This window comes from Streptomyces sp. HNM0574 (genome assembly GCF_012726235.1).
Lineage (GTDB): Bacteria > Actinomycetota > Actinomycetes > Streptomycetales > Streptomycetaceae > Streptomyces.
The window spans coordinates 390,229-416,589 of record NZ_JAASAH010000004.1 but is presented as its reverse complement, the minus strand read 5'-3'; the positions used below and the strand labels follow the sequence as shown (position 1 = coordinate 416,589).

Genomic DNA, 26,361 nt, shown 5'->3' with positions numbered 1-26,361 from the left:
CCACCGCTTGGGCGTTCCAAGATCGGTTCCGCCTGGGCCTACCCGCGCCCGTCCCGCCGCACGCCTGTACGGGCCCCCGCGCGCCCGCCGGACGCCGGGGCGCCGAAGCGGACCGGGACGCCGGGGGAGTACAGGACGCTGACGGGCGGGCCCTGCGGCGCGGGCACGCCCGCCGCGGTGATCAAGTCCTCGTCGCAGTCCAGGAGTTCGGCGCGGTGCAGCGGCCAGCGGGGGTGCGCGTTCGGCAGGTGCAGCGGGCGGCCGAACAGGGTGCTGTGCAGGCCCCAGCGCGCGGTGAGGAAGTGCTCCAGCTCGCCGGGCTCGGTCAGCGGCTCGCCCGGTCGTACGGTGATCCGGCTGCGCGCCCCGCGCGGCCCCGGCCACCGCCGGGAGCTGGCGTAGCTGACGGTGCCGTCCGGGCCGGTGCGCACGGCCATGCGGGACCAGACGTACGGCAGCCGGAAGCAGCTGCGCGCGAGGGCCACCGGGATCAGCCGGGAGGCGTCCAGCGAGCGGAAGACGACGCCGCGCCGCCCCTGCGCGTCGACCGAGTACAGCCGGACGTTGGTCTCCGGGAAGGAGCCCAGGTACGGGATGCCGGGCAGCCGGAACCAGCCCACCCGGTGCATCCGGAAGGCGACAAGACCGACGTAGGTCACCCCGTCCAGGGTGTCCGGAACGGTGCCCTCCGGCAGCAGTCCCGCGACGTCCTCCGGGGGCAAGGCCCAGTGCAGGAAGGCCAGGTCGAGCCAGGACTGGGTGAGCAGCGGACGCGCTATCCGGTCCGGGGCGTCGACGGTGACGGGCCCCGCCGGTACGGCGGGCGCGGTCACGGGCCGGCGGGAGACGGGGGCGGGGTCACGGCCGTCAGCTTTCCAGACGGCCGTGACCGCTCTCGGCGCCGGGGTGCGGGGGCGGGGCTTCCGCCCTGCTCGGGGGCCCGTCAGCCGGCGCGGGAGGTCTCGGCCTCCGCTTCCGGCTCCGCCGGCGCGGCGGGCCGCAGCAGCACCCAGGCCTGCACGGCGGCCAGCACCAGGACGACGGCGCCGGCGAGCCCCGTGATCTGGATGCCCCCGGTGAACGCCTCCCGGGCCGCGGCCGCGAGCGCGCGTCCGGCCTCGCCGCCCAGCTCACCGGCGGCGTGCAGCGCGTTGCCGAGCGTCTCGCCCGCCGCGTCCATCACCCGGTGCGGCACCCCTTCGACGGGGTCGAGGCCCAGCCGGTACGCGGAGGAGAGCACGCTGCCGAGGACGGCGACGCCCATCGCGCCGCCCAGTTCGATACCGGTCTCGGACAGCGCGGAGGCGGCGCCCGCGCGTTCGGGCGGGACGGTGTCCAGCACGATGCTGTTGGTGAGCGTCAGCACCGTCCCGGCGCCGAGACTGATGAAGCAGAAGGCGACGGCGACGAGCGCGGCACCATTCCCCAGCGAGAGCGCCGTCATCGCCGCGTACCCGAGCGCGGTGACCGCCAGCCCGCCGGTGATCAGCCGCCGCACGCCCGCGCGCTGCGCCGCGGCCGCCGCGAGGAACCCGGCGGCGATGGACAGTGCGGCGCCCGGCAGCAGCAACAGGCCGCCCTCCAGCGGCGAGAGGCCCTCGGAGAGCTGGAGGAACTGCGGGACGAAGAACATCGAACCGGCGAGCACGAAGATGATCACGACCTCGGTGACCAGCGCCGCCGAGAAGCGCCGCACGGCGAACAGCGTCACGTCGATCATCGGGTGCGTCAGCCGCCGCTGGCGCCGGACGAAGACCACGCCGAAGCCGAGCCCGGCGGCGAGGAACGGCAGCGCCGTCAACGGCTCCCCGTGCGCGAAGGACTTGATGGCGTAGACGACGGGCAGCACCGTCAGCAGGGAGAGCGCCGCGCTGGGCAGGTCGAAGCGGCCGGGGGAGGGGTCGCGGGTCTCGGGCACCAGCAGCGGCAGCGCGAACAGGGCGATCACCACGAGCGGCAGGTTGAGCAGGAAGACCGAGCCCCACCAGAAGTGCTCCAGCAGCACCCCGCCGACCACCGGGCCGAGCGCCGTGCCCGCGCTGAACGCCGAGCCCCAGGCCGCGACGGCGGTGAGCCGCTGCCGCTCGTCGCGGAACATGTTCCGCAGCAGGGACAGCGTGGACGGCATCAGCGTCGCCCCCGCGACACCGAGCAGCGCGCGGGCGGCGATCAGCCCGCCCGCGCTGGGCGCGTACGCGGCGATCGCGGAGGCCGCGCCGAAGCCCGCGCAGCCCAGCATCAGCAGCTTGCGGCGCCCGATCCGGTCGCCGACGGTGCCCATGGTGACCAGCAGGCCGGCGAGGACGAACGAGTAGATGTCGACGAGCCAGAGCAGCTGGGTGCTCGACGGCGCGAGGTCCTCGCTGAGCGCGGGGATGGCGAAGCCGAGGACGTTGAGGTCGATGGCGATCAGCAGGACCGGGAGGGTGAGCACCCCCAGCCCGATCCACTCGCGCAGTCCGGCCTTCGCGTGCACCTCGTGCGGCATGGAAGGCGTCATGGCCCCCACCTCTCCGAATCTCCCCCGACGAACGTATGTGCCCAGAATTTGTGTACGGCCGTACGCAAATTCCTGTACTAGCGTACACAGAAAATGTCCGGAACAGCGATCCGTTTCCCGGGGCAGGGAGCTTCCGGGGCGAGGAGGCACGTCAGCCGATGGGAACCAAGCGCGGACCCGCCGACCCCGAGCGCCGGGAGCGCATCCTGGCCGCGGCCGAGCGGCTCCTCCTGGAGCACGGCATCGCCCGGCTCAGCCACCGCGCGGTGGCCCGCGAGGCCGGCGTCCCGCTCGGCTCGACCACCTACTACTTCGCCACCCTGAACGACCTCCTCGACGCCGCCACCCGCCGGCTCACCGCGCGGTACGCGGAGTGGCTGCACGCCTGGGGCGAGGGGCTCGGCGAGGTCAGCCCCGCCCAACTCGTCGAAGCCCTCGCCGACCTGGTCGAGCAGCAGATCCGCGAGGCCCGCGACGTCGTCGTCCTCTCCTACGAGCTGATGACGGCCGCGATGCGCAGGCCCGAACTCCGCGAGTCCGCGCTGCTCTACGCGGCCACCGAGCGCGAGGTCCTCTCCCGGCACACCGACCCCCGCACCGCGGCCGCCCTCGTCACCACCCTCGACGGCCTCCTCATGCAGTCCCTCGCCGCCGCCACCCCCCTCACCCGCACCCAGCTCACCGAACCCCTGGCGGCGATCCTCACGCCGGAGGAATGAGGCCCCCCGCCACCAACCCCGGCACGTCCGCGAGGAGTTGGGGCAGGGCTTCCGGGGCGACGCCGCCGCCCTGGGCCGTCTCCGGGCTGCCGCCGCCGCGGCCGGAGAGCAGGTGTTTGACCAGGTAGGCGGCCGAGGTGCCGGCGTCCTGGGCCGGCTTGTTGACGGTGACGACGAGGACGGCCCTGGCGTCCTCGGTGGTGGCGCCGACCGCGACGAGCGCGGGACGGTCCCGCGGCAGGCGTTCGCGCACCTCGGTGGCCAGGCGGCGGGCCTCGTCGGCGCCGCCGCGCTCCTCCGCGGTGACCACCAGGGTGCCCCCGGACTCCCGCGCCCCGGCCGCCAGCTGCGCGGCGCGCGCCTGCGCGGCCTGCTGCCGCAGCCGCTGGTTCTCGCGGTCGGTGGCCTTCAGCCGCTCCAGCAACGTCCCGATCCGCGCGGGCAGTTCGGCGCGCGGTGCCTGGAGCTGCTCGGCGACCCGGGTGACGAGGTCACGCTCGCGCGCCAGATGCCCGAAGCCCTCCACACCGACGGCCGCCTCCAGCCGCCGCATCCCCGAACCGACCGACGCCTCCGAGGTCAGCGCCACGACCCCGACCTGCGAGGCGTGGTCGACGTGCGTCCCGCCGCACAGCTCCCGCGACCAGGCCCCGCCGATCTCGACGACCCGCACCAGCTCCCCGTACGTCTCGTCGAACAGCGCCAGCGCGCCGATCTCCTTGGCCTCCGGCAGCGTCATCCACCGCTCGCCGACGGGCAGATCGCGGCGCAGCGCGCGGTTCGCCGCGTCCTCGATCTCCGTGCGCGCGGTGGCGGACAGCCCGCCGCGCCACGGGAAGTCCAGCCGCAGATAGCCCGGCCGGTTGTACGAACCGGACTGGAGGGCCGTCGGCCCCAGCACCTCGCGCAGCGCCGCGTGCAGGATGTGCGTGCCCGAGTGCGCCTGCCGGGCGCCGAGCCGCCACTCGGGGTCGACGGCCGCGTGCACCGTGTCCCCCTGGGCCAGCTCGCCGCCGGTCACCTGCACCTGGTGGGCGACGAGCCCCGGCAACGGGCGCTGCACGTCGAGCACATCGGCCTCGACGAAGGTGCCGGAGATCCGCCCCGCGTCGCTCTCCTGCCCGCCGGACTCCGCGTAGAACGGGGTGGTGTCCAGCACGACGGTGACGATCTCGCCCGTCCGTGCCACCGGCTGCGGCCCGCCGGGCCCGAGCAGGGCCAGCACCCGGGAGTCGGTGGTGAGGGTCTCGCGGGCCCGCCAGTCGGTGGTGCCGTGCCGGTCGAGGACGGAGCGCAGCGCCGAAGTGTCCACCACCGCACCGGACTTGCGCGCCCGGGCGTCGGCGCGGGCCCGCTCCCGCTGCTCGCGCATCAGCGCGGCGAAGCCCTCCCGGTCGACCTCGACGCCCTGCTCGGCGGCCATCTCCAGGGTGAGGTCGACGGGGAAGCCGTAGGTGTCGTGCAGCAGGAACGCCTGCGCGCCGGGGAGCGCGTGCCCGCCCGCCGCCTTCACCTCCCGCACGGCGGTGTCCAGGATCGTGGTGCCCTGGCGCAGCGTCGAGCGGAACGCCTCCTCCTCGGCGTACGCCTGGTCCGCGATCCGGTCGAAGGAGGCGGCGACGTCCGGGTAGCTGGGGGACATGCAGTCCCGCGCGAGAGGCAGCAGCTCGGGCAGCGCCGGATCCTGGTGGCCCAGCAGCCGCATCGAGCGGACGGCGCGCCGCAGGATGCGGCGCAGCACGTACCCGCGGCCCTCGTTGCCCGGGGTGGTGCCGTCGGCGAGCAGCATCAGCGCCGTCCGCACGTGGTCGGCGACGACGCGCAACCGGACGTCGTTCTCCGCCTGTTCGGGGATGTCGGGGTGCGCGGCGTAGCGGACGCCGGCGAGCGCGGCGGCGCGGTCGAGCACCGGGCGGGTCTCGTCCGTCTCGTACAGGTTGTCCACGCCCTGGAGCAGGGTGGCCATCCGCTCCAGGCCCATGCCGGTGTCGATGTTGCGGTGCGGGAGCTCGCCGAGGATCGGATAGCCGGTCTTGCCCGCGCCCTCGCCCCGCTCGTACTGCATGAAGACCAGGTTCCAGAACTCCATGAACCGGTCCTCGTCGGCGTCCGGGCCGCCGCCGCGCCCGTACACCGGGCCCCGGTCGTAGAACATCTCCGAACTGGGCCCGCACGGCCCGGGCACGCCCATGGACCAGAAGTTGTCCTCGTCCCCGCGCGCGACGATCCGCTCCTCCGGCAGCCCCGTCAGCCGTCGCCACAGGCCACGCGCCTCGGCGTCGTCGTGGTGCACGGTGACCCAGATGCGGTCCGGGTCCAGCCCGTAGCCGCCGTCGCCGGGAGAGGTGACGGACAGCTCCCAGGCGAGCGTGATCGCCCGCTCCTTGAAGTAGTCGCCGAACGAGAAGTTGCCGTTCATCTGGAAGAACGAGCCGTGCCTGGTGGTGCGCCCCACCTCCTCGATGTCGAGGGTGCGCACGCACTTCTGCACGCTCGCCGCACGCGGCCACGGCGGCGCCGCCTCGCCCGTCAGATACGGCTTGAACGGCACCATGCCCGCGTTGACGAACAGCAGCGTCGGATCGGGCGTGGGCAGCGGCGTACTGGGGACGGCCGTGTGCCCGCGTTCGGCGAAGAAGTCGAGGAAGCGGCTGCGGATCTCGGCGGTGCGCACAAGGGACTCCGAAGGCGGTGGCGGACGGGGGGCGAATACGGGCGAATCCGGCGTCGGCGGGTGCTTACGATGATGCGCCCGCACCCGCCGGGACCGCAGCCGCGTTTCCGGCGGCCGCCGCGCCCGCACCCCGCCCGCGCGGGTGCAGGGCCGCGTACCCGAGCGGGGCCGACGGGTCCACCGAGACGTCCCACGGCGCGGGCTCCGCCCCGGCGCGAACCAGCAGGTCGCCGACGGCCGCGATCATCGCCCCGTTGTCGGTGCACAGCCGCGGCGGCGGCACGCGCAGCGTGATCCCGGCGGCCCGGCAGCGCTCCTCGGCCAGCGCCCGCACCCGCGAGTTCGCCGCGACCCCGCCGACCACGACGAGGGTGCCCACCCCGCGGTCCCGGCAGGCGGCGACGGCCTTGCGGGTGAGCACGTCGGCGACCGCCTCCTGGAGACTCGCCGCGCCGTCCGCGACCGGCAGCGGCACACCCTCGGCCCGGTGCCGCTCGGCCCACCGGGCCGCCGCCGTCTTCAGCCCCGAGAAGGAGAAGCCGTACCGCTCGTCCCGGGGCCCGGTCAGCGGACGCGGGAAGGCGACCGCGCGCGGATCGCCGTCCCGCGCGGCCCGGTCGACGGCGGGCCCGCCCGGGTACGGCAGCCCGAAGACCCGCGCGACCTTGTCGAAGCACTCGCCCGCCGCGTCGTCCAGGGTGTCGCCGAGATGGGCGACCGGCTCCCGCGCCAGATCCGTGACGTGCAGCAGCGAGGTGTGCCCGCCGGAGACGATCAGCACCATGCACGGGTCCGGCAGCGGCCCGTGCTCCAGGGTGTCCGCCGCCACGTGCCCGGCCAGGTGATGCACGCCGTGCAGCGGGACGTCCAGCGCGTACGCCAGCCCCTTCGCCGCGGCCAGGCCCACCTGGAGCGCGCCCGCGAGCCCGGGCCCCGTCGTCACCGCGACGGCGCCGACGTCCGCCGGACGCAGCCCCGCGTCGTCCAGGGCGCTGTGGACGACCTGCCGGATCGCCTGCACGTGCGCGCGGGCCGCGATCTCGGGGACGACGCCGCCGAAACGCGCGTGCTCGTCCATGCTCGACGCCAGCGCCTGGCCCAGCAGCCGCCCGTCCCGCACGAGCCCGACCCCGGTCTCGTCGCAGGACGACTCGATCCCCAGCACGACCGTCATCGCACCGCTCCCGTCTCGCTTCCTGCTGATGTTCCGCAGTTGCAAAGTGTATGCAACAAGCCGGGAGGGCGAGACCGGCCTCCGGCGGCGGGGAGGCCGGGCAGTAGAGTGCCGTCCCGTCCCGTCCCGACGTCGAGGTACCTGGCCCGTGAACTCCGCAGCAGCCGCAGCACCGGCCGTGACCGTCGTCGGTATCGGAGCCGACGGCTGGGACGGGCTCCCCGCCGCCTCCCGCACGGCACTCCGTGAAGCGGACGTCCTGATCGGCGGCGGGCGGCAGTTGGCGCTGCTGCCCCCCGAGTGCGCGGGCGCCCGCACCCCCTGGCCCACCCCGCTGCGCCCCGCCGTCCCCCGGCTGCTCGCCGAGCACGCCGGACGGCGGGTGGCCGTGCTCGCCAGCGGCGACCCCTTCTTCCACGGCATCGGCCGCGCCCTCGCCGAGGAGCTCGACGTCCCCTCCGGCGCGCTCCGCGCCCTGCCGCACCCCTCCTCCGTCAGCCACGCCTGCGCCCGGCTCGGCTGGCCCGTCGAGGACACCGAGACCGTCACCCTCGTCGGCCGCCCCCTCGCCCGGCTCACCGCCGCGCTGCACGACGGGCGGCGGCTGCTGGTGCTCAGCGCCGGGTCCGGCACCCCGGCCGAGGTGGCCGCGCTGCTCCGCGAGCGCGGCTTCGGGCCGACCCGGATGCGGGTGCTCGAACAACTCGGCGGCCCCGACGAGCGGTTGGGCGAGCCCGGCACCGCCGACGACTGGCGGCAGCCGCCCGGCGCCGCGCTCAACCTCGTCGCCCTCGAATGCCGCCGCGCACCCGGCGCGACCCGTCTCTCCGCCGTCCCCGGCCAGCCCGACGAGGCGTACGAGCACGACGGGCAGCTCACCAAGCGGCACGTCCGCGCCGTCACCCTCGCCGCGCTCGCGCCCGCGCCCGGCGAACTCCTCTGGGACGTCGGCGGCGGCTCCGGCTCCATCGCCATCGAGTGGATGCGCACCCACCGCACCTGCCGCGCCCTCACCGTCGAACGCGACCCCGTACGGGCCGAGCGCATCGCCGGGAACGCGGACCGGCTCGGCGTCCCCGGCCTCCGCGTCGTCCAGGGTGCGGCACCCGGCGCGCTGGACGAACTGCCCACGCCTGACGCGGTGTTCATCGGCGGCGGCCTCACCGTCCCCGGCATGCTGGAACGCTGCTGGGAGGCGCTCCCCGAGGGCGGACGGCTGGTCGCCAACACCGTGACCCTCGAATCCGAGGCGCTGCTCGCCTCCTGGCACCGCGCCCACGGCGGCGACCTCGTCCGGATCGCCGTCTCGCACGCCGCGCCCGTCGGCGGCTTCACGGGCTGGCGCCAGGCCATGCCCGTCACCCAGTGGTCCGTCACCCGCGGACCCGTACAGCAAGCGACGACAGGAGCCAGTCGAGCATGACGGTGTACTTCATCGGCGCGGGCCCCGGAGCCGCCGATCTGATGACGGTGCGGGGCGTGCGGACGCTCGCCCGCTGCGGCGTCTGCCTCTACGCGGGCAGCCTCGTGCCCCGCGAACTCCTCGCCGAGTGCCCGCCCGACGCGCGCCTGATCGACACGGCCAGGCTCGACCTCGACCGGATCACCGAGGAACTCGTCCGCGCCGACCGCGAGGGCCACGACGTCGCCCGGCTGCACTCCGGCGACCCGTCCGTCTTCAGCGCCGTCGCCGAACAGATGCGACGGCTCGACGCGGCCGGGATCGACTACGAAGTCGTCCCCGGCGTACCGGCGTTCGCGGCCGCGGCCGCCGCGCTCAAGCGGGAGCTGACGGTGCCCACCGTCGGCCAGACCGTCGTCCTCACCCGCCTCGCGCAGCGCGCCACCCCCATGCCCGAGGGCGAGGACCTCGCCACCCTCGGCCGCAGCCGCGCCCTGCTCGTCCTGCACCTGGCGGCCCAGTACGCCGACCGCCTGGTCGCCGAACTCCTCCCGCACTACGGCGCCGACTGCCCCGCCGCCGTCGTCGCCATGGCCAGCCGCCCCGACGAACTCGTCCTCCGCGGCACCCTCGACACCATCGCCCACCAGGTGAAGGAAGCCGGCATCCGCCGCACCGCCGTCATCCTCGTGGGCCAGACCCTCGCCGCAGAACACTTCCGCGACAGCCACCTCTACTCGACGGGGAGGGACCGGGAGGGGGATTGCTCGGTGGAGGCGAGCGCGGGCTGAGGGGGCCGAGGGCCGCTGAGCGGGGGTGAGTCCGGCTCCGCTCAGGGGGTCAGGAGCCGGAACCCGCCGTCCCGGGCTCCCCGGACTCGCCGTCTCCTCGGGATTCCATGCCGTCCTCGTGCCCTCCGCCGGCCCGGTATTCCTCCCCGTGCCCCGGGGTGCCGTCGTCGGCGCCCTCTTCGGGGACCCCGTCGTCGAAGGTGATCGTGAGGGGGCGCGGACCCGAGGTTCCCGCTCCGTGGATGCCGTCGCGCAGTCGCCGGTAGAGGGTCTCGGCCAGGGCCCAGTCCGCGTCGGCGCCGTCCACGGCGGGGAGTTCACGTCCGTGTGCGAGGCGAGTCTCGCGCAGGGTGCTCAGGGCGGCGATGAGACTTCGCCCGGACAGTACGGCACGGACCCGCCCCTGGCCGTGGTCGGTGACCTCCCGGGGTGGACGGAAGTGTGCGTGGCCCGAGGCGCGGGCGACGAGGAAGTCCCACGTGTCGCGGTGACAGATCACCGCGCCGGAGGAGATGCCTGCCGCGCGCAGGAGCAGCGCCCGGTACTCGACCTCCTCGCCCGACGGGACGTGGTTCTCCTGGCCCTCGCGAGAGGGTTCGGCCGGTTCCTGGGGTGTGTGCACTGCGGGGTCCTTCACGGTCGAGCCGGTCGTATCGGGGCGCTGTTCCGCCGGACTCTGCTCCGGCGTCGTGCGCGGCGAGGGCACGAAGGGCTTGTCCGTCACCGGACCGGTTTCCGTGGGCGTTCCGGCCGGAGCCGTGGCGTGCTCGGCCGCGGTCCGGCCACCCACTGCGCCGCCGCTCCCGGTGGGTGCGGGCACCGGCGCCTCTGACGGCGCCTGTGCTTCGTGCCGCAGACGGCTGAGATCGCTCGCCGCCGAACTCAAGGCCGCTGACAGCGCGTCCACCTTGCGGTGGAGGCGGAGGAGGTTGTCGACCGTGTCCGCTGTGCGGGTTTCGACGGTCGTCACGCGGTTGTGGGTCTGCGTGAAGTCCTTGCGCAGCTTGGCGAGTTCGGACTTCGTCTCTTCTCGGGTCTGCCGCTGCGCAGTCTCGGAGGACTGGCGGAGTTCCTGAAGGTTCTCGTGGAACGAACTCGTCAGCCCCTGCAGTTTGTCCAGTATGGAGCTGTGCAGCATGGCAACTGAGCTGACGTTGTCCCGTCCGGACCTGAACACGTCCCTCCCCTGGGCTCGTTCGTCACCGTAAGCACGTAAATGCTTTCGGTGGGTAGTATGCCCGGCGTGATCACCGAGGAGCCGGGGCTCGCTCCGTGATCACTCGGAAGGGGTTTCCGAGGGGATGGGATCCGGCCAACCGGCAGGAGTGACAGGGGAGTTGGCTGTCCCGCGAACCCCTCAGCCCCGCGCCCCCCTCACCTCCGACCGCCCCACGACGTTGCCCGCGCGGTCGATGCAGAGGACGTCGACGGTGACGGGGGCGCCGCGGAGGACGGTGAGGGACTGGTCGCGGGCGTGGGTGGCGACGAGGTCGCCGAGGGGGACGCCGGCTTCGGTGCAGAGGTGGAGGGCGGCGAGGCCGGTGTTGGCCTCGGCGACGGCGGTGGCGAGGCGTTCGTCGGCGCCGCCCTCGCGGGCCAGTTCGGCGAGGTGGCTCTTGTCGACCTGGGAGCGCGCCGAGTGCAGGTCCAGGTGTCCGGCCGCCAGCTTCGACAGCTTCGCGAACCCGCCGCAGACGGTGAGCCGTTCGACGGGGTGGCGGCGTACGTACTTGAGCACCGCGCCCGCGAAGTCGCCCATGTCCAGCAGCGCGTCCTCCGGCAGGCCGTACTCGGCGACGACCGTCCGCTCCGAGGTGGAGCCCGTGCAGCCCGCGACGTGGGTGCGTCCGGCGGCGCGTGCCACGTCCACGCCGCGCCGGATCGAGTCGATCCAGGCCGAGCAGGAGTACGGGACGACCACGCCGGTCGTGCCCAGCACCGAGAGGCCGCCGAGGATGCCCAGGCGCGGGTTCCAGGTGCTGCGGGCGATCTCCTCGCCGCCGTCCGCGCCGATCGTGACCTCCACGTCGCCGCTGCCGCCGTGCTCGGCCGCCACCCGGGCCAGGTGCTCCCGGATCAGCTGCCGGGGCACGGGGTTGACCGCGGGTTCGCCCACGTCCAGCGGCAGCCCGGGGCGGGTGACCGTGCCGACGCCCGGGCCCGCGCGGAAGACGACGCCGCTGCCCGGCGCGGCCTCCCGTACCGTCGCCCGGATCAGCACGCCGTGCGTGACGTCCGGGTCGTCGCCCGCGTCCTTCACCACGCCCGCGGTCGCCGCGTCCGCGGTCAGTTCCTCGACGGCCAGCGCGAAGGACGGGGTGTGGCCCTTGGGCAGGGTGACCGTCACCGGGTCGGGGAAGTCGCCGGTCAGCAGGGCCGTGTAGGCGGCGGTGGCGGCGGCCGTCGCGCAGGCGCCGGTCGTCCATCCGGGCCGCAGGCCGGTGTGCTTGAGTTGGGCGCTGCGGCCGCCGCTCACGGCGGTGCCGGCGGATGTGGACTCAGTCACGGAAGGACTCCAGGAAACCCATGGCCTCCACGGACACAGCAGTCCCGCACGTGCTCGTCCTGGGCGGTACGAGCGAGGCCAGGGACCTCGCGGCGCGGCTGGCGGAGAGCATGCCGTGGCTGCGCGTGACGACCTCGCTGGCCGGGCGCGTGGCGCGGCCGCGGCTGCCCGTGGGCGAGGTGCGGGTCGGAGGCTTCGGCGGCCCCGAGGGTATGGCGCGGTGGCTGCGCGAACAGCGGGTCGCCGCACTCATCGACGCCACCCATCCTTTCGCCGGAACGATCAGTTTCAGCGCGGCCGAGGCCGCTGCCGCCGTCCATGTTCCCCTGCTCGCCCTGCGCAGGCCCGGGTGGGTCCCGTCGGACGGCGACCGGTGGACGCACGCGGACTCGCTGGACGACGCGGCCCGCCTGCTGCCCGGACTCGGCGAGCGGGTCTTCCTCACCACCGGCCGCATGGGCCTCGCCTCCTTCGCGCACCTGGACGCGCTGTGGTTCCTCGTCCGCTCCGTCGACCCGCCCGAGCCGCCGCACCCGCCGCGGATGGAGACCGTGCTGGACCGGGGCCCGTTCACGCTGGACGGGGAGCGGGAGCTGATCCGGCGGCACCGCGTCGACGTCGTCGTCACCAAGGACAGCGGCGCCGCGGCGACGGCGCCCAAGCTCACGGCCGCGCGCGAGGCGGGCGTCCCCGTCCTCGTCGTCCGCCGCCCCGCGACGCCCGACGGCGTCCCCGTCGCCCCGGACCCGGGGAGCGCGCTGGAGTGGGTGCGGGAGCGGCTGGGCTGAGGCGGGAACCTCCCGGGTGCGCCGCGCGTTGCGGCCTTCGACCTGATCTTTTGACATGTGACACGACGGCGCGGCCGTCGGGGGAAATGAGCGAACCGTGGCCATGGTGGGCCTGTTCTGGATCGCCGAGGGCGATGTGTACGTGGGCGCGAAGCCGGCCGGGGCGGCTCCGGGGGTGCGGCTGACCGGCGAGGGCGTGGTGTCCCTCGGCGAGGCGCAGTCCGGCCTCCGCCTGTGGGAGGACGTGACGGCTCTGACGGTGACGGACGTCCCCCTGAAGTCCCTCGTACGGCAGGCCGGAGTGGTCAAGGACCTCGCGCTCGGCACGGTGGGGAGCCTGGTCCTCCCCGGGGCGTACGCGCACACCGAGGACGCCCCGCCGCTGATGACGGTGCGGGTCCAAGGGCCCGACGGCGAACAGGAGTCGGGGGCGTACGCGGCCGCTGCGGTCGGCTACCCCAAGGCCGAGGCGGACCTCTCCCTCGCCCTCCTGGCCCGCCTCACCGAGGGCGCCGCGACGATGGAGACGACGCTGGCCGCGATGGCGGAGTGGGGCCGCGCCCACGAGGGCGGGACGCCGCGCCAGGCGGAGCGGGAGCGGCTGCTGCGGGAGTGGGCCGGCTAGTCCCCGTCCTCCTCGGGTACCTGGACGACGAAGAACAGGAAGCAGGTGCTCGTCGAGAGGGTCGCGAACTCCTCGGGGAACAGTTCGCGCGCCGCCGGTTCGGGCTGCGGCTCGCTGAGGGCGGTGATCCGGAAGCCCGCCGCGGTGAAGGCCTCGGTCATGGCGTGCAGCGGCTTCCGCCAGAACCGCATCGGGTGGAGCCGTCCGTCGAACGACCAGTCGAAGGTGTAGCTGGTGGACGCGAAGTAGTCCGGCCGCGGGTCCTGGAGGGTGTACGCCACGAAGGGGTGGTCCACCGAGGCCACCAGCCGCCCGCCGGGCCCGAGCACGCGCCGCAGCTCGGCCAGCGTCGGCCCCCAGTCCTCCAGGTAGTGCAGCACCAGCGAGGAGACGACGACGTCGAACGCGCCGTCCGCGAACGGCAGTCGGCCGGCCAGGTCCGCCAGGTGCAGGTCGGCGTCCTCGCCGAGGCGCCGCCGCGCCAGCTCCAGCATCGCGGGGCTGACGTCGACGCCGGTGACGTGCGCCCCGCGCTCGCGCAGCGCGGCGGTCAGCGGCCCGGAGCCGCACCCGGCGTCCAGCACGCGGCGGCCCGCCACGTCCCCCGCGAGGCGGACCATCGCGGGGCGCGCGTAGTACCCGTTGACGAGGTTGTTCTCGTTCTCCGCCGAGTAGGCGGCGGCGAAGCTCTCGTAGTCGTTCAGGCGGGGCCGGTCGGAGTCCTGTGGCGCGTCGGTCGCTCGGTCCGTGTCCATGCGCCGCAGCGTAGCCGCGCGGGCCGGGGCACGGGCCCGGAAACGCACCGGGCCCCAACGGCGGGCGGGGGGCGGGGACTTGGATCGTTCCGTGGCCTGTCTGTCGAGCGGTGCACGCCCGGCCACGGCGCGGCCTGCGTACCGGGGTCGGTCAGGACGTTCCTTCAGCCGGTAGATCCCGCTGATGGAGCATTGACCTATTAGCGCAGGATTCCGAGCCAGGCCAGAAGTGGCAAAGAAAAAGCAGCCGCAACCACGAGCAGGAATGCAGTGGACGCCCAAGACGCGCCGGGCGCGACTCGATGCCTGCTGGTTTTTCCGAAGGGGACGGCGACCTGGAGGCCTTGCCAGTGGGCTCGATTGCCCCGGAACACCGGGTACATCGCGTGAATGAGCCGATTTCGCATCTTGCGCATGCTGGGACGAACGGCGACTCGGCCGAGGTGCAACTGGGCCAACGGGCGCTCTTTGAACGGAACGAAATGCGGCGTCCAGTCCTGCTCGAAGTAGATCAGGCCGTGGATCTGTTCCCGCCCTTCCCGGGAATACGTGTCCTTCTTTCGTGGGTCATCGGGCAGTCCCAGCCAGAAGTACGCACTGGTTTGTGCTCGAAATCGCTGGTAACCAGCGCGGCTGAGCGGCACGAGGACGACCAGCCTCTGGGGCGACACGAGCGAGGTCACCTGCTCGAATTCCCAGCGCAGCCCGTTGCCGTGTCCCGCCGATATCAGAACGAGCGAAGAGGAGTGCACGAGCCTCAGTACTTCCGACTGCCATAGCGCGAGCTGTCCGTGCACCCTTTCTGGTTCGAGCTGCGGTGGCACGTAGATGTGAGAAGGGCCCAACCCGGGGAGCGAATCAGCTGGATTGCCGATCGCGACCATATTGCCGAACGGGCGAACCGCGGTGGCGAGTTCCTCGACGTATGACGTGCGAGCTCCGAAAAGTGCTGACCTGATCTTTGGGCCCGGTGTTTCCAGCAGAGCATCGTGATCAAAAGAACGAAGGTACAGAACGGGAGGCCGGCTTCCGGCGTAAAATTGCTGAGGCCTTGCCGGGGCCTGGTGTACCGGCGTCCGGTGTTTCCTCCCCAGCCGTGTCAGGCGTACGCCCACCGAGATGAGAATCCAGGCCAGCAGGAAATGCATAATACTGTGGAAAAGGCTCAAGCCGAAATACACGCCGAACAGGGTGCAGATCACCCCCAATGACCTGTAGGCCAGCCCGAGACGTCGGTTCTGCCCCTGTGGTGTCCGTATGATTCCGCTCGTCAGGTGGTCATAATGCTGGAATGTGATGCGCTCGCCCTGCTCGCCGAGGTAACCGTCCAGGCCAAGGAAGGGAACGAGGCCGGCGGCTGAACCGAACCATTCGGGTTCGAGGCCCCACTCCTCCGCATGCGAGAAAACGGTCTCGCCGGCCTTCGGCAAGTCCTCGGCGGACCGCTCCTCCGCATATGAGAAAACGATCCCGCCGGCCTTCCCCGCGTCCTCAGCGGAAACGTCATGCTCAGAGTCTTGTTCGTCCAGCGCGTTCTCGATTGCCTTCCTCAGCGCCTTTCCGGAGCGGGTGACGTTGAGTGGAAGTGTGCCCTCGCACAGAAGCATGGGAATGATGGTGACAAACAGGTGGCCCAGCAACATGGCAAAGAGAACATTGCCCGACGTATGCTCCAGTCCGACGAAGGTCGCCGTTGCGATCAGCGGGAGCACGAATAGGGCGCGTATCAGCCATGTGACGACCATGTGCCGCCGATGGACGACCATGAGCCCGTATGAAGCCATCCTGGACCGCAGGTGCCCGGCGACATCGGTTCGCGCGAAAGCAAAGGTGAGCAGGTGCAGGTTCCGGCTGTGCGGAATGAGATCGAGTACCTGACGCTGCACAGGGTCCCGGGCGCGCTGATGAGCATCCTGCCTCGGCTGGAGCTCGGGGTCACGGCCGGGGTGAACGCCTACCGCGCCCGAATCAACCAGGTAGGTGAGTGCGGTCTCGACGACACGGCCGGAGTTTCCGAGCAGCATCGCGACGTCGTAGGGACCCAGGCGTTGTGGGTGGGGTGCTGGGACGGGTTTTCTGGACTGTGTCCGGAAGTACGCTGCTACTCGTACTGTTATCGCGGCACTGGCCAGAAGCAACTGTAATCCTAGGTACACCCACATTGAAGATCTCATTCAGTAGGGTTCGGCTGCTGCTCTGTCAACGGTCATTTCAACGCGAACGCGATAAGACAATGCAGAACTTTATGCCCGAAGATCAGCATGCGTCCCGCAGGACGGGGACTCAGGAGGCGACCCGCTCCCGGTCGGTCTCTTCCTCGGGTACCGGGCGGCTGATCTCGGTCCACACCGCGTCGAGCGAGAGGCCGAGGACGTCGGAGATCGCCGCGATGGTCGGGAAGGCCGGGGTGGCCACGCGGCCCGACTCGATCTTCCGGAGGGTCTCCGGCGAGACGCGGGCGTCGAGCGCGACGTCGAGCATCGAGCGCTCGCCTCTGGCCTGTCGCAGGAGCGCGCCGAGGCGCTGTCCGCGGGCGACCTCTTCGGGGGTGAGCGGCAGTCGGACCATGCGGCCGATTCTAGTACCGGTACAGTTTGACCGGTAATTTTTGACCGGTATAGTTATTGGGCATGATCGAGATCCTCAACCACCCCGCCCTCCTGGGCCGGGCGAGAGACGCCGGCGCCCTCGTCGGCGACATCCTGCGGACGCTCAGGGCCCGGACCGCGGTCGGCACGAACCTGCTGGACATCGACCGGTGGGCGAAGGAGATGATCGCCGAGGCCGGGGCGCAGTCCTGCTACGTCGACTACGAACCGTCCTTCGGCCGCGGCCCGTTCGCCCACTACATCTGCACCGGCGTCAACGACGCCGTCCTGCACGGCCGCCCGCACGACCGCACGCTCGCCGACGGCGACCTGCTCACCCTCGACCTCGCCGTCTCCCTGCGCGGCATCGCCGCCGACGCCGCCGTCAGCTTCCTCGTCGGCACCTCGAAGCCCCCGGAGAGCGTCGCCATGATCGACGCGACCGAACGCGCCCTCGCCGCCGGCATCGCCGCCGCCCGCCCCGGGGCCCGCATCGGCGACCTCTCGCACGCCATCGGCACCGTCCTCGGCGAGGCGGGGTACGCGGTCAACACCGAGTTCGGCGGCCACGGCATCGGTTCGACCATGCACCAGGACCCGCACGTCCCCAACACCGGCCGCCCGGGCCGCGGTTACCGGCTCCGCCCCGGCCTCCTCCTGGCCCTGGAACCCTGGGTCATGGCCGACACCGCCGAACTCGTCACCGACCCCGACGGCTGGACCCTCCGCAGCGCCACCGGCTGCCGCACGGCCCACTCCGAACACACCATCGCCGTCACGGAGGAGGGGGCGGAGATCCTCACTCTGCCGAAGCGGGCGGGCAGTTGAGCGGCGCCGGACACGTGCCGCCGGACTGCCCGCCGCCCTACCATCGGACGTGACGCCACCACGCCCGAACCCGCTGAGGTGCACACGTGAGCAACTGGGCTGATCTGACGACCGGTAAGCGCATCAAGGCCCTACGGGGCACCGACCTGACACAACAGGGCCTGGCCGAAGCGGCGGGCGTCTCGTACGCCCTGATCCAGAAGGCCGAGCAGGACCGCGGCGAACTGTCCGTCGGCTCCCTGCTCAAGCTCGCCGCCGCGCTCCGCACGGACGTGGGCGTGATCCTGGGCCAGCAGGCGCCGCGGCGGGGGATGAGCAGGGATACCCGGACCGCTGTCCGGCGGCTTTCCGACGCGGTGCACGACAGTGCGCTCGGTGGGTGGGAAGGCGTTGAGGAGCCGAGTACGGTCAGCGAACTGTCGAGCGCTCATGACGGTATGTGCGCGGCCTACTGGCGGGGCGACTTCGTGGAACTGAGCGAACTCACCGCCAAGGTGGTACTCGAAGGGAGTGCCCGCTACGTCCAGGCGGTGGGGTGCGAACGCGAGCGACTCGGTGCGCTCCTCGCCAGCGCCTACCAGTTCGCCTCGTCGACCGCGATGCTGCTCGGGCAACGTGATCTGGCGCTGAGCGCCCTCACCTCCGCACGGTACGTGGAAGGCGCTTCCGGTGATGCTCTGCTGGCCGCGGTCACGGATTCCACGCTGTCGTGGATTCACCTGCGGAGCGCGAAGGTGCCGCAAGCGGTTGCCGTCGCGGAGCGTGCGGCTTCGCGTATCGAACCCTCGTTCAGCAAGTCGCCGCGCCCTCAACTCCTCATGTACGGACGGCTGATGATCGCGGCGGCCGTGGCAGCCTCGCGCCGGGGTGATGCCACATCCGCGGACGACTACCTGTCGCAGGCTCACGCGGCGGCAGCGCGGCTCGGCCGCGATGAGACGGCGTACGGCACGCATTTCGGCCCTACGTTCGCGAACACCGAGGCCGTGGGTATCGCCGTGGCGCTCGGAAACCACGGAAAGGCGCTCCAACTGGCTGCGCACACGCGTCTTCCCCGGTCCATGCCCAAGCTCGCCCGCAACCGCTACAAGCTCGACGTCGCCCTCGCGCAGTGCTCGGCGGGGCTGTACGACAAGGCCGGTGACACGCTGATCGAGGTCGGTCTCGACGCGCCGGAGTGGGTCAAGCATCAGGCGTTGCCCGGCGTCATCGGGCAGCGGATCGCGAAGGTGTCGACGGCGCGGGTGCGGAGCATCAGCGAAGTGATCGGCGTCCCCCTGGTCGCGTGACGCCTACGGGCCGTAGGAGTTGACGGCGACTCAACCTGGCGCAGCCCTACGGCCCGTCTCTTCACTATGCGTGGTCGTCGCGACACGATGTGCGCATGGCCAGCACCGAGCAAGGACTCAAGAAGGGGCCGACTCCGGCCCGCAGAACCGCAGGTGAGAAGAGTCGGCGGCAGGCCCTCGCGGACCACGCGGCCGGCCACGTGCCGGGCGAGGGCCCCGTACCGGACCACGCGTCCAAGGTCGACCGCTTCCGCGTCGTGCTCTACCTGTGCGCCGCGGCGAACGCCGACATCGCCGGACCGCGCGAGGAGTGCGCCGAGTACGCCGCGGCGTTCGGCTGGGAGATCGCCGAGGTGGTCGAGGACCGCGTCGGCTTACTCTCCCCGGAGGGACGTGAAGGACTCGCCCGCGCCGTCGAGTTGGTCGAGCAGCAGGAAGCGGGCGCGGTCCTCACGCCCTGGCGCTCGATGATCTCGACCATTCCGCAGGAGTACGACGAGGTCGCGCGCGGCGTCGAGAAGGCGGGCGGCTTCCTGCACGTCATGGACTCCGACCGGATCCGGCCGCACACGTCATGCTGACGGGGCCGGTCATGCCGGGGAAGATCACCGCCGGGTACTGGTGCGAGTGGTGGGTGTCCGACCCGAGCGCGCCCGCGCCGCGCCGCATGCAAGCGTGCCCGGTCGGCGCACCGTCGAACGCGCTGCGCTGGGCGCGGGCCGGCCTCGGCGTCATCGCGTCAGCCCTCGACGAACCGGCCTCGTCGTACGTCTTCGACTGGCTCGGTTCGGACCCGCGCGAGGCAGAGGCCGGCCTCGCGCGCGGCGAGCCGTTCGCGTTCTCCGTCTCGTGCGGCGTGGCACGGTTCGTGTGGACGGCCCGGCCGGTCGACTTCCTGCCCCTGGTGGGCGGCGCTCCCTTGCCCTGCGGGGTACGTGGGGGTGCGCCGTGGGAGTAGGGCCGTTGGAACTGTGGGCCGGGTTCGATTTCCGTCGCGGTTCCTGCCATCGCTGCGAGCGGACGAACCTGCCCGTGGCGTGCCTGGGGACGATGGAGGCGCACGGCGTCACCGTCGTATTCCGCGCCTGTCACTGGTGCATCTTCCGGGTGGAACAGCTCCATTGGACCGAGGCCGAGCGCGCCCGACGGCGAGCCGGTGAGCCCGTGCCGGAGCAACAGCCCCTCCCACACCGGCGCTTGCGGCGGGCACTGTGCGTGCCCGGTGTCCCGCTGCGCATCGGGCGTCTGCGGGGCGGCGCCCGCGTAGGCTCCGCCTCGGCCGCGCCCGAGGCGGATTTCTTCAAGCACCATCCGAGCACCACCGATCAGGAGGTAGACCGTGGACGCATTTCCGCGGATGACGCGGGCGGAAGGCGGAAATCCGCAGGATGACAGCGACTCGGGCAACAAGCACGGGGGCGGCGGTTCCGACGAGGGCGGTAACACGAGCGACGGCCAGGGCCCGGCGGACGGTGAGTAGGTGACCGCGGAGATGCCCGGCGCGAACGAGGCCGGCCCGGGAGGGCTGGCCTCCGTGCTGCGGGACAAGGGTGCCCTCACGTCGGCTTGGATGCCCGCGTATCGCGCGGTGCCGCGTGACGCGTTCGTGCCCGACCGGCTGTGGCCGGGAACGGCGGGCGGCAACCGCCAGGGCGAGGTGATCGACCGGAACACGGACCCGGCGCGGTGGTGGGAGAGGGTCTACAGCGACGTTCCGCTCACGACGCAATGGGACGACGGCGCGCACCCGGGCACGGACAAGGGCCGGTCCCCGACCTCGTCCAACTCCATGCCGAAGATGGTGTTTTCGATGCTCGACGCGCTGGGCGTCGAGCGCGGCCACCGAGTGTTGGAGGTCGGGACCGGCACGGGCTGGAACGCGGCCCTGCTCGCGTACCGGCTCGGCCCGGAAAACGTCGTGACGGTCGAGGTCGACCCGGCTGTCGCCGAGGAAGCGCGGCGACGCCTCGCCGCGGCCGGCCTCAACCCGTTGACCGTCGTCGGCGACGGCGCGCAGGGCTGTCCGGACGGCGCCCCGTACGACCGCGTCATCGCCACGTGCGGGATCTCCACCGTGCCGTACGCATGGGTCGAGCAAGCCGCGGAAGGTGCCGTGATCGTCGCCCCGTGGGGCCCGCCCTACGGCGGGCAGGCGGTCGCCCGGCTCAGGGTCGGCGAAGACGGCGTCGCCATGGGCCCGTTCGTGATGTCCTCGGCGTTCATGCGGCTGCGCGACCAGCGGGACACCTTCCCGCCGACGGACGCGTTCCCGGGAGTGGCGAACCGGCCGAGCCCGGCGTCGCGCCGCACCACGGCCCTCTCGCCGGACGACATGGGCGACTGGCACCACATGTTCACGCTCGGTGTGCAGGTGCCGGACCTGTTCTGTCGCGTCGAGCGGTGTGAGAAGGGCGCGTACCGGCTGTGGCTGCTCGACACGGGCCGCACGTCGTGGGCGAGGGCCGACTACGTGCCCGCGCGTACCGAGTTCGAGGTCGCCGAGTACGGGCCGCGCCGTCTGTGGAGTGAGGCCGAGGCCGTCATGTCCTGGTGGCGGGAGAAGGGCGAGCCCCGGTTCGAGCGGTACGGGCTGACGGTCACGCCGCGCGGCCAGCACGTGTGGCTCGACAGCCCGGACAACCCGGTACCGGTACGGGTGCCGTAGGGCCGCTGGCCTTCGCCGGGCGCTCGCGAACAGGGCCGCGAGGCCGGCCGGTCGCCCGGAGCCCAACTGACTGCCCGCGCTCAGGAGACGACGGTCCGATCGGCGCCGGACTCGGGCCGCGCCCCGGCCCTCCGCCCGCCGGCCGGGCGCGGCCTGCACCGGAGCGCGAACACCCAGGCGCAGCCACGAAGTTGGCCCCCCTACCCCAGCCCCCGGCGGACCAGTACGCGGAAGTCGCCGCCCGCCTGGCGGAGGTCCAGGCTGCGGGCCGGGCCGCCGCCGGTGGGGACGGGGAGGTCGCGCAGGGCGGCGGCGGGGAAGTTCTCGCGGGCCACGCCGAGCGTGACGTGCGGCCAGTAGCCGTCCTCCGTGATGCCGAGGTTCCCCGTCAGCTCCGAGTAGATGCCGAGGAGTTCCGGCACGGGTTCGACGCCCAGGCGGATCTGCTCGCCCTGCTGCACGGTGTTCTCGTCGTAGTGGTACGCCGGGTCGCGGGTCCAACTGCCGTGCCGTACCTCGCCGGTGAAGCTGATCCGGGGGAGCGGCCAGGTCCTGCCGCTGGTCAGCGCGGCGGCGTCGGCCAGCTTCGGGGCGTCGGCACCGGCGAGGAAGGCGAGCGTGATGTGGATCTCCTCGCGCTGCTGCGGTTCGAGGGTGCGGTGCTGCTGTTGCAGCGGGATCATGCCGTCCTCCAGCGCGGTCGGGATCTGGAGGCTGAAGAAGGCGTTGACGGTCCGGGCGTCTGTCACGGGGTTCCCTCACGGTCGGTCTCGGATGCGGTGAGGGATCTGCCCCGGTGCGCGGAGAAATCTCCTGTTCGGGGCCCGTACCGGTCGAAACGGTGAACGCGGCGGTCCCCGCTTGACGTCGGTGCCGGGCAGGAGCCCCCGGTTCCGGATCGAGAGGTTGGGTGTGGGCGCGTGGAAGGTGGGTGAACGGGGCGCCGGGGCGGGCGGGGGAGGGCAAGTCTGGCGCACGGCGCGGCTCGGCCGGGGAACACCGCCGTGTGCGGAGGTCCGGCGTGCTCCGTGCCATCCGCCTCTAGCGAAGGACGCTGATCAGTATGAGCGATTCCGGTATCGAGACCTGCGAGATAGCCGACGACGAGCTCGACGACGTCGTGGGCGGCCTCTCGGTCGGCGGCTCCGTGGAGGGCCTGAAGGCCGAGTTCGTGCCGGGCCCGAACGGGGTGCCGGTGCTGACCGACGGCTCCGTGAAGTCCGTCAGCCTCACCGTCTCGGACATCCCGCTGGGTCCCGTCGGCGGCTGAGTCCGTACGGCGTCGGCCTCCGGGACCCGCGGGTCCCGGAGGCCGCGCGCGTCACGCCTCGGGGGACGGGGCCGGGTACCGGCGGGGAGTCCACACCACGGGGGCGTCCGGGGCGGCTTCCCGGGGAACGGCCTGGGTCTGGGACGAGCCGATGAGCAGGATCGTCCGCATGTCGACCTCGTCCGGCTCCAGCTCGGCGAGGCGGACGGTACGGACCCGCTCGCCCGGGCCGCCGACGTCCCGCGCCAGCACCACGGGGGTGTCCGGGGCGCGGTGCTCCAGCAGCACCTCGCGGGCCTTGCCGACCTGCCAGGTGCGGCTGCGGGAGCCGGGGTTGTACAGCGCGAGGGCGAGGTCGGCCGAGGCGGCCGCCGACAGCCGTTCGGCCACCGTCTCCCAGGACTTGAGCCGGTCGGAGAGGGAGATCACCGCGTAGTCGTGGCCGAGCGGGGCGCCCGCGCGGGCCGCCGCCGCGTTCGCGGCCGTGACGCCGGGCAGCACCCGCACCGGGACCTTGCTGTACGGCTCCTCGCAGGCGACCTCCAGCACCGCCGTCGCCATCGCGAAGACACCGGGGTCGCCACCGGAGACGACGGCGACCCGGCGCCCGCGCCTGGCCAGGTCCAGCGCCAGTTCGGCGCGCTCGGACTCGACCTTGTTGTCCGACCCGTGCCGCCGCTGGCCCGGCCGCACCGGGACGCGGTCGAGATAGGTGGTGTAGCCCACGAGGTCCTGCGCGGCGGCCAGTTCACCGCGCGTCTCGGGCGTGAGCCACAGCGGGCCCGCGGGACCGGTCCCGACGACGACGACCTCACCGGAGCCGGAGCCGGAGCCGGAGCCGGAGCCGGAGCCGGGCTCGGATTCCGAGCCGGATGCGGACACCGCCCCGGGCCCGCCCGTCAGCCCTGCGACGCGGCTCGGCAGGACGGCGACGGAGAAGTACGGCACCGCGTCCGCGTCCGCCTCCGCGAGGGTGCCGGTGCGCTCGCCGCTCATCGTGGCCCGCTCGACGTAGTACGTCTCCGCCAGCCGGCCCGAACGCTCGGCGGCGCGGCGGACGTTGGGGAAGGTACGGCCCAGCTTCATCACCACGGCGGAGTCCGTGGCCGCCAGCCGCGCCGTCAGCTCCTCCTCGGGGAGCGTGCCGGGCAGCACCGTCAGCACCTCGTCGGCCTCCACCAGCGGCTTGCCCAGCCGGGCCGAGGCCGCGCTGACCGAGGTGACGCCGGGGATGACCTCGGCCTCGTACCGGTGCGCGAGGCGCTTGTGCATGTGCTGGTAGGAGCCGTAGAAGAGCGGGTCGCCCTCGGAGATGACCGCGACGGTGCGGCCCGCGTCCAGGTGCGCGGCCAGCCGGGCGGCCGACTCCTCGTAGAACTCGTCCATGGCGCCCTGGTAGCCGCCCGGATGGTCGGTCGTGCCCGTCGTCACCGGGTAGACCAGCGGCTCCTCGATGTGGTCGTCCCGCAGGTGCTCGGCGGCGATCGAGCGGGCGATCGAACTCCGGTGCGCCGCGCGGTGGTAGGCGACGACGTCGGCCTCCGCGATGGTCCGCACGGCCCGCACCGTCATCAGCTCCGGGTCGCCCGGGCCCAGGCCGACGCCGTACAGGCGGCCGGGCGCGGGACGGCTGTGCTGCTCGCTCATTCCGCCTCACTCGCTATCGCGTTGATCGCGGCCACGGCGAGGGCGCTGCCTCCGCGCCGCCCGCGCACGACCAGGTGCTCCAGACCCAGGGGCGAGTCGGCCAGCGCGTCCTTGGACTCGGCCGCGCCGATGAAGCCGACCGGTACGCCGATGACGGCGGCAGGGCGCGGGGCGCCCTGCTCGATCATCTCCAGCAGCCGGAACAGCGCGGTCGGCGCGTTGCCGACGGCGACGACGGCGCCCTCCAGCCGGTCCCGCCACAGTTCGAGCGCGGCGGCGGTGCGGGTGTTGCCCAACTCCCGTGCCAGGTCCGGGACCCCGGGCTCGGACAGGGTGCAGATGATCTCGTTGTCGGCGGGCAGCCGCTTGCGCGTCACCCCGCTCGCGACCATCGCGACGTCGCACAGCACCGGGGCGCCGTCGTGCAGCGCCTTCCGGGCGCGGGAGACGACCTCGGGGGTGTAGGCGAGGTCGCGGACGAGGTCGACCATCCCGCAGGAGTGGATCATGCGGACCGCCACCTTGCTGACGTCGGCGGGCAGGTCCGCCAGATCCGCCTCGGCCCGGATGGTGGCAAAGGACTGGCGGTAGATCTCCGCGCCGTCCTTCTCGTACTCGAACACTGTGCTCCCGCTCGTCTCGTTCACTGTCGTCCGCCCGTCAGCTGCCTGTGCTGCTCGTGCTGTCCGTACTGGTCGTTTCGTCCCGTGCCCATGCCCCGGTCCTTCACCGCCCGCGTGCCGCGGTGACCGCCCCGGCGACCGCGGCCGCGGGGACGCGCGGGCCCGCGTCTTCCGATACCCCGCTGCCCCGCACCGCAACTGTGTATCCCGTCTCACCGGCGGTCACGTCCACCCAGGCGCCGTCCTGCGGATGCCCGCAGCGCCGCTCGCAGCCCGACCAGTACACGGGCAGGGGCCGGGAACCTCCGCCGCCGGGCCCGGTGTTGGGCCCGTCCACGGCCCGCGCCGCGTCCGCGCGCACGTCGCGGTGCGACTTGGCGCAGCCCGGGAGGCCGGTGCAGGCGCCGACGCCCAGCCAGGGCGACCCGCCGCGCGTGACGAGTCCGGCCTCCGCCGCCTCCCGCAGCGCCTCCGGCCCGCCCGCACCCGGCACGACCACGCCCCGCCACGGGGTGACCCGCAGCTCGGGCGCCGCACCGGCGCGCGCCGCCAGCCCCGCGAGCAGCCGCCACTGCGCGGACGTCAGCCGGCCCAGCGGCGCCAGCACCGACAGGGCGACGCCGCCCGGGCCTTCGACGAGCCCTGGCTCCGGCCGCGCACCGGCGGACGGGAAAGCGGCATCCGGGACGTACTCCGCATCCACCCCCGCACCGGCCAGTACGGGGACGAGCCGGTCCAGGAACGGCGTCCCGTCCGGCGGCAGTTCCCGTACCCGCCAGGCGCGGGTGGCCCGCTCGCCCGGGACGGCCCGCTCGCCCGCGACGGTGAGAAAGGTCTCCGCGGCCAGCAGCGCGGCACGCGGCGCCGAGGCCGCGGCCACCCGCAGCGCCGCCCGCCCGGCGCCCGCGCGCAGCAGCGCGGCACCGTCCGGCAGCGCGAGCAATGTCACATCCGCGCCGAGCGCCGCCACGTCCCCCCGGCCGTCGTCGCAGGCGAAGAGGAAGCGCCCGGAGAGCTCCGCCGCCGGACCGCTCGCGCACAGCAGCGCGTCCAACTCCCGCGCCCACGGCCGCACATCGGCCCGGCCCGCGCCGTCCAGGCCGCTGAGCGGCGAGGCCACGATGTTCCTGGCCCGCTCGTGCCGCGCCGAGGGCAGCAGCCCGGCCGCCTCCAGCAGTGCGCCGAGCTCGCCGCCGCAGCCGCCGGGCAGCCCCCGCAGCTGGAGGTTGCCGCGCGAGGTGATGTCGATCCGGCCGTCGCCGAGCCGCTCCGCCGCGTCCGCGACGACCGCCGCCCGCGCGGGCGTCAACTCCCCCGCGGGGATGCGGATCCGGGCCAGTGAACCGTCGTCGGCCCGGTGCAGCCGCAGCGCGCCGGGGCAGGCGTCACCCCGGTCCCGTACGGGCGCATCGCCCCGGTTCGGCACCGAGGGCCCGGGGGTCGAGGTCTGCTGTGGCATGGCGGCGAGCATACCGACGACGGCCGCGCCCCCTCAGGTCAGCGGCCGGGCAGGGCCG

General features: G+C 73.2%; 24 protein-coding genes. 11 read left to right on the top strand and 13 right to left on the bottom strand.

The window, feature by feature from the left end:
• Window positions 1-38: 38 nt before the first annotated feature.
• Both HCC30_RS10870 and HCC30_RS10865 read right to left on the bottom strand, forming a co-directional pair.
• A complete protein-coding gene (locus HCC30_RS10870) occupies window positions 39-833 on the bottom strand; it encodes a DUF2071 domain-containing protein (RefSeq protein WP_169442214.1) in 795 nt (264 codons plus the stop codon).
• Window positions 834-943: 110 nt separating this feature from the next.
• Complete coding sequence (locus HCC30_RS10865; RefSeq protein WP_240979462.1) at window positions 944-2,500, bottom strand: MFS transporter; 1,557 nt, start codon at window positions 2,498-2,500, stop codon at window positions 944-946.
• Window positions 2,501-2,658: 158 nt separating this feature from the next.
• Here HCC30_RS10865 and HCC30_RS10860 point away from each other — a divergent pair, with 158 nt between their 5' ends.
• A complete protein-coding gene (locus HCC30_RS10860; protein ID WP_169442213.1) occupies window positions 2,659-3,219 on the top strand; it encodes a TetR family transcriptional regulator in 561 nt (186 codons plus the stop codon).
• On the opposite strand, the gene alaS is transcribed toward HCC30_RS10860, so the two are convergent.
• Together alaS and tsaD are read right to left on the bottom strand one after the other, a co-directional pair.
• Window positions 3,203-5,893, bottom strand: a complete 2,691-nt coding sequence (gene alaS, locus HCC30_RS10855; protein WP_169442212.1) for an alanine--tRNA ligase — start codon at window positions 5,891-5,893, stop codon at window positions 3,203-3,205. The genes HCC30_RS10860 and alaS overlap by 17 nt on opposite strands.
• A gap of 64 nt (window positions 5,894-5,957) precedes the next feature.
• Entirely contained in the window at window positions 5,958-7,067 is a 1,110-nt protein-coding gene (tsaD, locus tag HCC30_RS10850; RefSeq protein ID WP_169442211.1) for a tRNA (adenosine(37)-N6)-threonylcarbamoyltransferase complex transferase subunit TsaD, read from the bottom strand.
• Between the two features lie 148 nt (window positions 7,068-7,215).
• On the opposite strand from tsaD, the gene cbiE reads away from it, so the two are divergent.
• Together cbiE and cobM are read left to right on the top strand one after the other, a co-directional pair.
• Window positions 7,216-8,490, top strand: coding sequence for a precorrin-6y C5,15-methyltransferase (decarboxylating) subunit CbiE (gene cbiE, locus HCC30_RS10845; protein ID WP_346776577.1), 1,275 nt, complete (start codon window positions 7,216-7,218; stop codon window positions 8,488-8,490).
• Window positions 8,487-9,260 (top strand): precorrin-4 C(11)-methyltransferase, encoded by a 774-nt coding sequence (cobM, locus tag HCC30_RS10840; RefSeq protein WP_169442209.1) that lies wholly within the window; start codon window positions 8,487-8,489, stop codon window positions 9,258-9,260. Before cbiE ends, cobM begins: the two co-directional genes overlap by 4 nt.
• Before the next feature lie 49 nt (window positions 9,261-9,309).
• Here cobM and HCC30_RS10835 read toward each other — a convergent pair whose 3' ends face one another.
• Window positions 9,310-10,437, bottom strand: a complete 1,128-nt coding sequence (locus HCC30_RS10835; RefSeq protein WP_169442208.1) for a hypothetical protein — start codon at window positions 10,435-10,437, stop codon at window positions 9,310-9,312.
• 180 nt (window positions 10,438-10,617) lie between these two features.
• Window positions 10,618-11,766, bottom strand: a complete 1,149-nt coding sequence (locus HCC30_RS10830) for a cobalt-precorrin-5B (C(1))-methyltransferase (protein WP_346776576.1) — start codon at window positions 11,764-11,766, stop codon at window positions 10,618-10,620.
• A gap of 20 nt (window positions 11,767-11,786) precedes the next feature.
• Here HCC30_RS10830 and HCC30_RS10825 point away from each other — a divergent pair, with 20 nt between their 5' ends.
• Window positions 11,787-12,554 carry a cobalt-precorrin-6A reductase gene (locus HCC30_RS10825; RefSeq protein WP_169442207.1) on the top strand — a complete coding sequence of 256 codons (768 nt, stop codon included), beginning with the start codon at window positions 11,787-11,789 and terminating at the stop codon, window positions 12,552-12,554.
• A 103-nt stretch (window positions 12,555-12,657) separates the two neighbouring features.
• The gene (locus tag HCC30_RS10820) at window positions 12,658-13,179 is read left to right on the top strand and encodes a hypothetical protein (protein ID WP_206323680.1); all 522 of its coding nucleotides are present in this window, start codon (window positions 12,658-12,660) and stop codon (window positions 13,177-13,179) included.
• Here HCC30_RS10820 and HCC30_RS10815 read toward each other — a convergent pair.
• The 3 genes from HCC30_RS10815 to HCC30_RS10805 all read right to left on the bottom strand — a co-directional run bounded on the left by HCC30_RS10815 (window position 13,176) and on the right by HCC30_RS10805 (window position 16,502).
• Complete coding sequence (locus HCC30_RS10815) at window positions 13,176-13,934, bottom strand: methyltransferase domain-containing protein (protein WP_169442205.1); 759 nt, start codon at window positions 13,932-13,934, stop codon at window positions 13,176-13,178. The two genes, HCC30_RS10820 and HCC30_RS10815, sit on opposite strands and share 4 nt — an antisense overlap.
• A 200-nt stretch (window positions 13,935-14,134) precedes the next feature.
• Window positions 14,135-16,096 (bottom strand): TIGR04222 domain-containing membrane protein, encoded by a 1,962-nt coding sequence (locus tag HCC30_RS10810; protein WP_240979461.1) that lies wholly within the window; start codon window positions 16,094-16,096, stop codon window positions 14,135-14,137.
• A 121-nt stretch (window positions 16,097-16,217) separates the two neighbouring features.
• On the bottom strand, window positions 16,218-16,502 hold the full coding sequence (locus tag HCC30_RS10805; protein WP_169442203.1) for a helix-turn-helix transcriptional regulator: 285 nt from the start codon (window positions 16,500-16,502) through the stop codon (window positions 16,218-16,220).
• A 62-nt stretch (window positions 16,503-16,564) separates the two neighbouring features.
• Here HCC30_RS10805 and map point away from each other — a divergent pair, with 62 nt between their 5' ends.
• From map to HCC30_RS10780, 5 genes are all read left to right on the top strand, one after another.
• Window positions 16,565-17,350: a type I methionyl aminopeptidase gene (gene map, locus HCC30_RS10800; protein ID WP_169442202.1), complete on the top strand. Its 786-nt coding sequence runs from the start codon at window positions 16,565-16,567 to the stop codon at window positions 17,348-17,350.
• Between the two features lie 86 nt (window positions 17,351-17,436).
• Complete coding sequence (locus HCC30_RS10795; RefSeq protein WP_169442201.1) at window positions 17,437-18,639, top strand: helix-turn-helix transcriptional regulator; 1,203 nt, start codon at window positions 17,437-17,439, stop codon at window positions 18,637-18,639.
• A 95-nt stretch (window positions 18,640-18,734) separates the two neighbouring features.
• Window positions 18,735-19,220, top strand: a complete 486-nt coding sequence (locus HCC30_RS10790) for a hypothetical protein (RefSeq protein WP_169442200.1) — start codon at window positions 18,735-18,737, stop codon at window positions 19,218-19,220.
• Between the two features lie 11 nt (window positions 19,221-19,231).
• Window positions 19,232-19,597: a hypothetical protein gene (locus HCC30_RS10785; RefSeq protein WP_240979460.1), complete on the top strand. Its 366-nt coding sequence runs from the start codon at window positions 19,232-19,234 to the stop codon at window positions 19,595-19,597.
• Window positions 19,598-20,173: 576 nt separating this feature from the next.
• A complete protein-coding gene (locus HCC30_RS10780) occupies window positions 20,174-21,304 on the top strand; it encodes a methyltransferase domain-containing protein (RefSeq protein WP_169442275.1) in 1,131 nt (376 codons plus the stop codon).
• Between the two features lie 200 nt (window positions 21,305-21,504).
• Here the strand turns inward: HCC30_RS10780 and HCC30_RS10775 are convergent, their stop codons facing one another.
• A complete protein-coding gene (locus tag HCC30_RS10775; protein WP_169442198.1) occupies window positions 21,505-22,053 on the bottom strand; it encodes a hypothetical protein in 549 nt (182 codons plus the stop codon).
• Between the two features lie 314 nt (window positions 22,054-22,367).
• Here HCC30_RS10775 and HCC30_RS10770 point away from each other — a divergent pair, with 314 nt between their 5' ends.
• Window positions 22,368-22,574 (top strand): hypothetical protein, encoded by a 207-nt coding sequence (locus HCC30_RS10770; RefSeq protein ID WP_169442197.1) that lies wholly within the window; start codon window positions 22,368-22,370, stop codon window positions 22,572-22,574.
• Between the two features lie 51 nt (window positions 22,575-22,625).
• Here the strand turns inward: HCC30_RS10770 and HCC30_RS10765 are convergent, their stop codons facing one another.
• The 3 genes from HCC30_RS10765 to HCC30_RS10755 form a co-directional block, all read right to left on the bottom strand.
• Window positions 22,626-24,221 carry a precorrin-2 C(20)-methyltransferase gene (locus HCC30_RS10765; RefSeq protein ID WP_169442196.1) on the bottom strand — a complete coding sequence of 532 codons (1,596 nt, stop codon included), beginning with the start codon at window positions 24,219-24,221 and terminating at the stop codon, window positions 22,626-22,628.
• The gene (locus HCC30_RS10760; protein WP_169442195.1) at window positions 24,218-24,844 is read right to left on the bottom strand and encodes a precorrin-8X methylmutase; all 627 of its coding nucleotides are present in this window, start codon (window positions 24,842-24,844) and stop codon (window positions 24,218-24,220) included. Before HCC30_RS10760 ends, HCC30_RS10765 begins: the two co-directional genes overlap by 4 nt.
• A gap of 103 nt (window positions 24,845-24,947) precedes the next feature.
• Window positions 24,948-26,303, bottom strand: a complete 1,356-nt coding sequence (locus tag HCC30_RS10755) for a cobalamin biosynthesis protein CobG (protein ID WP_240979459.1) — start codon at window positions 26,301-26,303, stop codon at window positions 24,948-24,950.
• Window positions 26,304-26,361 lie beyond the last annotated feature (58 nt).

Bases quoted from the DNA above. Each gene is read 5' to 3' on its own strand.
- HCC30_RS10765 (WP_169442196.1), bottom strand. From the start codon at position 24,221: ATGAGCGAGCAGCACAGCCGTCCCGCGCCCGGCCGCCTGTACGGCGTC.
- HCC30_RS10810 (WP_240979461.1), bottom strand. From the start codon at position 16,096: ATGTGGGTGTACCTAGGATTACAGTTGCTTCTGGCCAGTGCCGCGATA.
- HCC30_RS10755 (WP_240979459.1), bottom strand. From the start codon at position 26,303: ATGCCACAGCAGACCTCGACCCCCGGGCCCTCGGTGCCGAACCGGGGC.
- HCC30_RS10785 (WP_240979460.1), top strand. From the start codon at position 19,232: ATGCCGGGGAAGATCACCGCCGGGTACTGGTGCGAGTGGTGGGTGTCC.
- HCC30_RS10825 (WP_169442207.1), top strand. From the start codon at position 11,787: ATGGCCTCCACGGACACAGCAGTCCCGCACGTGCTCGTCCTGGGCGGT.
- HCC30_RS10860 (WP_169442213.1), top strand. From the start codon at position 2,659: ATGGGAACCAAGCGCGGACCCGCCGACCCCGAGCGCCGGGAGCGCATC.
- cobM (WP_169442209.1), top strand. From the start codon at position 8,487: ATGACGGTGTACTTCATCGGCGCGGGCCCCGGAGCCGCCGATCTGATG.
- HCC30_RS10820 (WP_206323680.1), top strand. From the start codon at position 12,658: ATGGTGGGCCTGTTCTGGATCGCCGAGGGCGATGTGTACGTGGGCGCG.
- HCC30_RS10865 (WP_240979462.1), bottom strand. From the start codon at position 2,500: ATGACGCCTTCCATGCCGCACGAGGTGCACGCGAAGGCCGGACTGCGC.
- HCC30_RS10815 (WP_169442205.1), bottom strand. From the start codon at position 13,934: ATGGACACGGACCGAGCGACCGACGCGCCACAGGACTCCGACCGGCCC.
- tsaD (WP_169442211.1), bottom strand. From the start codon at position 7,067: ATGACGGTCGTGCTGGGGATCGAGTCGTCCTGCGACGAGACCGGGGTC.
- HCC30_RS10805 (WP_169442203.1), bottom strand. From the start codon at position 16,502: ATGGTCCGACTGCCGCTCACCCCCGAAGAGGTCGCCCGCGGACAGCGC.
- HCC30_RS10770 (WP_169442197.1), top strand. From the start codon at position 22,368: ATGAGCGATTCCGGTATCGAGACCTGCGAGATAGCCGACGACGAGCTC.
- map (WP_169442202.1), top strand. From the start codon at position 16,565: ATGATCGAGATCCTCAACCACCCCGCCCTCCTGGGCCGGGCGAGAGAC.
- HCC30_RS10790 (WP_169442200.1), top strand. From the start codon at position 18,735: ATGGCCAGCACCGAGCAAGGACTCAAGAAGGGGCCGACTCCGGCCCGC.